7 protein-coding genes are annotated in these 6,654 nt (G+C 53.1%); all 7 read left to right on the forward strand.

Going from position 1 to position 6,654, the window contains the following annotated elements:
• Positions 1-220 precede the first annotated feature (220 nt).
• The 7 genes from QP968_RS10850 (at position 221) to QP968_RS10880 (ending at position 6,494) form a co-directional block, all read left to right on the forward strand.
• Positions 221-640 carry a single-stranded DNA-binding protein gene (locus QP968_RS10850; RefSeq protein WP_284856420.1) on the forward strand — a complete coding sequence of 140 codons (420 nt, stop codon included), beginning with the start codon at positions 221-223 and terminating at the stop codon, positions 638-640.
• A gap of 369 nt (positions 641-1,009) precedes the next feature.
• Positions 1,010-1,690 carry a metal-dependent transcriptional regulator gene (locus tag QP968_RS10855; protein ID WP_022862719.1) on the forward strand — a complete coding sequence of 227 codons (681 nt, stop codon included), beginning with the start codon at positions 1,010-1,012 and terminating at the stop codon, positions 1,688-1,690.
• Between the two features lie 169 nt (positions 1,691-1,859).
• On the forward strand, positions 1,860-2,279 hold the full coding sequence (nrdI, locus tag QP968_RS10860) for a class Ib ribonucleoside-diphosphate reductase assembly flavoprotein NrdI (protein ID WP_033399510.1): 420 nt from the start codon (positions 1,860-1,862) through the stop codon (positions 2,277-2,279).
• Between the two features lie 67 nt (positions 2,280-2,346).
• Positions 2,347-4,542, forward strand: a complete 2,196-nt coding sequence (nrdE, locus tag QP968_RS10865) for a class 1b ribonucleoside-diphosphate reductase subunit alpha (RefSeq protein WP_284856421.1) — start codon at positions 2,347-2,349, stop codon at positions 4,540-4,542.
• A 51-nt stretch (positions 4,543-4,593) separates the two neighbouring features.
• A complete protein-coding gene (gene nrdF, locus QP968_RS10870; protein ID WP_034666259.1) occupies positions 4,594-5,619 on the forward strand; it encodes a class 1b ribonucleoside-diphosphate reductase subunit beta in 1,026 nt (341 codons plus the stop codon).
• On the forward strand, positions 5,570-5,872 hold the full coding sequence (locus QP968_RS10875; RefSeq protein WP_141737323.1) for a hypothetical protein: 303 nt from the start codon (positions 5,570-5,572) through the stop codon (positions 5,870-5,872). The genes nrdF and QP968_RS10875 overlap by 50 nt, the downstream gene beginning before the upstream one ends.
• 40 nt (positions 5,873-5,912) lie before the next feature.
• Entirely contained in the window at positions 5,913-6,494 is a 582-nt protein-coding gene (locus QP968_RS10880) for an NADPH-dependent FMN reductase (RefSeq protein ID WP_022862715.1), read from the forward strand.
• Positions 6,495-6,654: the final 160 nt, after the last annotated feature.

A 6,654-nucleotide genomic window follows, 5' to 3' on the forward strand; every position in this document is an offset into this window, starting at 1 on the left:
GACTTCATCCACACCGACCTGGAACTGCTCTACCAGCTCGCCGACGGCATCGACGGCGAGGACGCCGATCCGGGTGCCGCACAAGAGCTACGCGACCTGGAAGCAGCAGGGGCACATCTGCCCTGGGCAGTGCTGTAACAGCACTTACAGCAGCAAAGCCGCTGCTCAAACACACAATTGAAAGACAATCACACACTCATTCATATAAGGAGAAATCACAATGTCCAACCCGTTTAACAATGGCACCATCGTTGGCAACGCAGCACGCGAGCCGAAGATCTTTGAGCACGCAAACGGCGGTGCGACGGTGAAGCTCAGCGTCTATGCGCGCAACACCTTCAAGAACAAGACCACCGGCAAGGTCGAGTCCGAGATTGTCGAACTCACTGGCTACGTGGCTGACGCCAAGAACCTCGGCGTCTTCGGATGCATCGGCGCTGGTGATCGCGTTGCAGTGAGCTACTCGCTGAAGACTGACAACTACACCGATAAGGACGGCAACAGGCACTACCCGCTGGCCGCACGCATCGACACTGTGCAGCTGATCGACTCCAAGAAGGAGTCTGAGGCAAGAGCAGCACGCCGCGAGAACAGCGCAGATAACGCTGCTGCTAATGACTCTGAAGAAGTGCCGTTCTAGTTGCAACAACACCCCGCAGGGAAACCTGCGGGGTTATTTTTTCAGCACAGACCACGCATAACGCCGTCGCCGTCCAGTACGGGAGCGCTGATACTCCTGCTCCAGACGCTCTGTCTCTACACAGTGCATTACATGAGCCATTACATGCGCTGTTTTACTGCACTGTGTACTAGCCATTCCATTACGCACTACGCTGGCGCACTTCAAGTTCATTGAAATCTTCTCAGACATTAGTGGTTCTCCTTCAAGTGAAGAATGCTTTAACTGGCCCCACCTTACCGGCATTCCTCTCAAACTTGGCCTCTGTTCGCTATGAGCGTTGGGGCACAGCGCCTAAGGCGCATACGGAAGCTGGGTTAACATTTACTCATGTCTGTTTCTGAGCTGTCCACCAGTACCCAGAACTATTTGAAAGCTATCTGGGGGCTAAAGGAATGGTCATCCGAGCCCGTTACCGCCACACTTATAGCGAAACAGCTGGGACTCAAGCTCTCCTCGGTCTCCGATGCAGTGCGCAAAATGTCGAAGCAAGGGCTCGTGTCACACACGCCCTATGGCTCTGTGGAGTTAACCGAACTTGGCAGGCAGTACGCATTGGTCATGGTGCGCCGCCACCGATTGCTTGAGTCTTTTTTGGTTCAAGCATTGGATTATACGTGGGACGAGGTCCATGATGAAGCCGAAAATCTTGAACACGCGGTGTCTGACATGCTCATAGAGCGCGTGGATAAGTTCCTCAATTACCCCACTAGGGATCCACACGGCGACCCTATCCCTACGGTTGATGGACAGGTCACTATCCCCAGTGCGCACCGTCTCACCGACAGCGGCGCACAACCGCAGGTGACCGTGGAACGCATTTCTGATTCCGACCCACAACTGCTGGCCTTCCTCAAAGAGCAAGGCATCGTCATTGGGGCTGTTCTTACCACGCGCGAAGGAACGCCCTTTTCAGAATCGCTCGAAGTACAGGTAGCCGACAGTACTCAGTGGGTAGTACTTGGGCGCCCAGCTACGGACGCAGTGTTTGTAGCACACCACAGCCTGTAGTCTTTCCCTTTCTCATTAATCCTGTCCCTACCTACCCTTTTAAAAACTACGGTGCGGCGTAGTTTGTAACTACGGTGCGGCGTAGTTTGCAACTACGGTAGTACGTAGTTAATCTTTTCGATCATCACCTATCCCACTTATGGCTAAGGCCAGGATGAGCAGGATTGTCATGTCAGACTCACCAGATTTGGTGTACTTTTCTAGCGTTTCTGAAAACACAAAAAGATTCGTCGAACGCTTAGATAGACCCGCAGTGCGCATTCCACTGCGGCCCAAGAAAACCGGAATGATCCAGGTTTCACACCCGTACGTACTCATCGTTCCAACCTACGGCGGTGGCTCGCTCAAACGCGCAGTCCCCAAACAGGTCATCGACTTCCTCAATGACCCAATCAACCGTTCCTTTATCCGGGGCGTGATTACCTCAGGCAATACCAACTTCGGAAGCGCTTACTGCGTCGCCGGCCGCATCATTTCCGCTAAGTGCCACGTTCCAGAGCTGTATCACTTCGAGCTACTCGGCACGCAGAAGGACGTTGCCGCTGTAAAGCAGGGCCTTCACAAGTTTTGGGAGCAGCAAAGCAACTAACAATTACACCCCATTGATTTCCCACAAAATGAAGACCACATCCGCAACACACAGATTGGAAACCACAATGCCGCCACTTAAGGCCACCCCCACACAGCCCATTGGCCCTACGCCCCGCACCGCTTCAGCAGACGATGCCGGCGGTGTCGGTAAGCGCAAGAGCTACCATGCACTCAACGCGCAGCTGAACCTATTCGACGATTCGGGAAGAATCCAGTTCGACAAGGACATTGAGGCAACACAAGACTTTTTAGCGCACCATGTCACTCCCCGCATGCATCAGTTTGAATCCACCAAGCAGCGCTTGGAGTGGTTGGTTGATAACGAATACTACGAGCGGGAATTCCTTGAGCTTTATGATGACGATTTTCTGTGCACTATGTACGACAGAGCCCACCGAGCCAAGCATCAGTTCCGCACTTTCCTCGGCGCATTTAAGTTCTTTACTTCATACGCACTGAAAACCTTTGATGGCTCGCGATTTCTGGAAGGCTACGAAGAACGCGTCGCCACCACAGCTTTGTACCTTGCACAGGGCGATGAAGAGCTTGCGGAGAAGCTGGTGGATGACATCATGACCGGACGCTTCCAGCCCGCCACCCCTACTTTTCTCAACGCAGGAAAAGCCCAGCGTGGCGAAATGGTCTCCTGCTTCCTCCTTCGCATCGAAGACAATTTGGAAAGCATTGGCCGCAGCGTGAACTCTGCACTGCAGCTTTCAAAACGCGGCGGTGGTGTGGCCTTGTTACTGAGCAATCTGCGCGAATCCGGAGCCCCAATCAAAAAGATTGAGAACCAAGCTTCCGGCGTAGTCCCAGTCATGAAAATTCTGGAAGATAGCTTCAGCTATGCCAACCAATTGGGCGCTCGACAGGGCGCTGGAGCCGTCTACCTACATGCGCACCATCCAGATATTCTTCGTTTCCTGGATACCAAGCGGGAAAATGCCGATGAGAAAGTCCGCATTAAGACTCTTTCGCTGGGAGTTGTTATTCCAGATATAACCTTCCAGCTGGCCAAAGAGAACAAGGATATGCATCTTTTTAGCCCGTATGACATCGCTCGCGAGTACGGCGTAGCCATGTCTGACATGTCTATCACCGAGTATTACGACGAGCTGGTTTCCAATCCGCGAATTTCTCATACGACTATCAAGGCCCGCGAGTTTTTCACCACGCTGGCTGAGCTTCAGTTTGAATCTGGATACCCCTACATACTCTTTGAGGATACGGTCAACCGCGCTAATCCCCTCAAAGGACATATCAATATGTCCAATCTGTGTAGTGAGATCCTCCAGGTCAACACGCCATCCACCTACGGCGCCTCAGGTAACTACACCACCGTTGGCCAGGACATTTCCTGCAATCTAGGGTCGCTCAACATCGCTAAAGCTTTTGAATCACCGGACTTTGGGGAAACTGTTGAAACCGCGGTGCGCGCTCTCACGAAGGTCTCAGACCTAACAAATATCGAAGCTGTTCCTTCCATCGCTCACGGTAATGCATCCATGCATGCCATCGGGTTGGGCCAAATGAATCTCCACGGTTTCCTGGCTTCCAAGCGTATTCCTTATGGCTGCGCCGAAGCACTGGACTTTACAAATATCTATTTCCTGACCGTGACCTATCATGCGCTCCGTACATCCCATGCGCTAGCGGTTGAGAAAGGTCAACGATTCACTGGCTTTGAAGAATCCACCTATGCCACTGGCGTCTACTTCGACAAGTACATCGACCAAGACTGGGCGCCGGCCACTGACCACGTAAAACAGCTATTCCATGAGGCTGGCGTGCAGATTCCTCAACGCGAGGATTGGCTACGGCTCAAGAACCAAGTGATGCAAGACGGCATCTACAACGCCTACTTGCAGGCAGTTCCACCCACTGGATCAATTTCCTACATCAATGACTCCACCGCGTCCATACACCCGATTGCCTCCAAGATTGAAATACGCAAGGAAGGCCGCTTGGGGCGCGTGTACTACCCCGCACCGGAAATGACCAACGACAACTTGGAGTATTTCGATGACTCCTACACCGTGGGGTACAAAAAAATCATCGACACCTACGCTATGGCCACCCAACACGTGGACCAAGGGCTTTCCCTGACTTTGTTCTTCACCGCTGACACCACTACGCGGGACATCAACAAGGCACAAATCTATGCCTGGAAAGCCGGAATCAAGACCTTGTACTACATCCGTTTACGCCAACCTGCACTCCAGGGAACCGAGGTCGAAGGCTGCGTTTCCTGTGCTCTGTAGGAACACGGTCCTTCCTTCATTCACAACCATCCATCAAGAAAGAAAGAAGCTATGTCTTCAACATCAAACACTGCTGAGCTAACCAGCATCTCAGTTACGCCGCCAAGTTACCGGCATGACCCTTCAGCCCGCATCCGCGCCATCAATTGGAATCGGGTGAGCGATGAGAAGGATCTTGAAGTGTGGAACCGCCTCACCGCCAACTTTTGGTTGCCAGAAAAGGTTCCACTTTCAAACGATCTCCCGGCGTGGCAGAGGATGACACCGGAGGAACGCAACCTCACCATGCGGGTGTTCACGGGACTCACCACCCTGGACACCGTCCAGGCCACTGTGGGCGAAATCTGTCAGATCCAAGATGCCCGCACCGAGCACGAGGAGGCCGTGTATACCAACATCGCCTTCATGCAATCAGTCCATGCCCGTTCTTACTCTTCAGTGTTTTCTACTTTGAGCAGTACGAAAGAAATTGATGAGGCATACCGCTGGGCGGTGAATAATGACCTTCTCCAGGCACGCGCCAAAAAAGTGCTCACTCATTATTTTGGACCCGATCCACTCAAGCGCAAAGTGTCATCGACGCTGCTTTCCTCGCTGCTTCTCTACGCGGGTTTCTATCTTCCCCTGCATTTTTCCGTCCACGCCACCCTGACAAATACGGCAGACATGATTCGCCTCATTCTGCGTGACAAGGCAGTGCACGGTTACTACTCAGGCTACAAGTACCAGCGCGGACTGGAAACGTCTGCTCCACAACGGCAACAGGAGATGCATGATTTCACTATTTCCTTGCTCGAAGAGCTTTATGCCCTAGAGCTGGATTATTCCGGCGAGCTATATGAGCCGTTGGGGCTCATGGATGATGTAGCTGTATTCGTTCGCTATAACGCCAATAAGGCGCTCATGAATTTGGGCTACCCGGACTACTTCCCACCTGAAGAAACGGAAGTGAACCCGGAAATCCTCGCTGCCCTAGCACCTGGAGCAGATGAAAACCATGACTTCTTCTCCGGCTCCGGTTCCTCCTATGTCATTGGCACCGCTGAAGAAACGAGTGATGATGACTGGGATTTCTAAACCGTTTCCACGACCAGACCAAGGAAGCTGGCTTGAGACCATCGCGCTGTTTGAAGCCATCCGCGAAGGAAACCAACCAGCAGCCATGCGGCTTTTGGATACGTCCGCCGCACGGGAGGCCGTCCTCGGGGGACTGTTAGGACTCATCGAACTGTACTTCCGCCATGAAGAAGACAAAGTGGATAACTTTCTTACTGCCGCCCACGCCGCCGGGCCACCGCCTGCCTTTGGCTGCAAGCCTTTTCTCCCTTGATCGCACGTACCTACGCCCAACTAAGAAGAAAGGACTTCCTATGACCACCCCACGCATTAGTGTTATCGTCGGCAGCCTGCGCCGCGGCTCATTTGCGCGCAAGATTGCACACGAAGTGCTCACAATGATCCCTGAAAACTACCAGGCAGACATCGTTGAAATCCGTGACTTGCCGCTCTATGACTTCGACTACGATGACCCCTCGGTCACGGACAAGCCCATTCCAGCTGAGTACACCACTTTCCGCGACACCATCAAGAACTCGAGCGGCGTCCTCTTTGTTACCCCGGAAAATAACCGTACTATCCCTGCCTGTCTCAAGAATGCAGTGGACATCGGTTCCAAGCCCAACTCGGATGTGGCTTGGAAGAACCTTCCCGCAGGTATCATCAGTCACTCTGTAGGCCGCATGGGCGGCTACAGTTCACAGAAGAACCTCCGGCTCGCCCTGTCCTACTTCGATATGCCGCTTCCTGGTCAGCCCGAGGTATTCCTTGGCCAATCCCCCACCCTCTTCGAAGACTCCGGCCATCTCAATGAAGGCACCGCAGGCTTTGTCAAAGACTACGTTATACGCTTCCTGCAGTTGGTCGACATGACATTAACAGCCAAGCACAGCTAGCGACGGCGACTAACCCTAGCCACCGCCCTCTACGAAGTACTTGAAGGCTTCTAAAGGGCCTTCTCAAAGACACAAACCCCGGATGTTCAGACCACCGATTTAGTAACGCCATGGTGAGGATCGAGTAACGCCCGGGTGAGTATCCAGTAACACCCGGGCG

The organism is Corynebacterium sp. MSK041, from assembly GCF_030232265.1.
Classification (GTDB): domain Bacteria; phylum Actinomycetota; class Actinomycetes; order Mycobacteriales; family Mycobacteriaceae; genus Corynebacterium.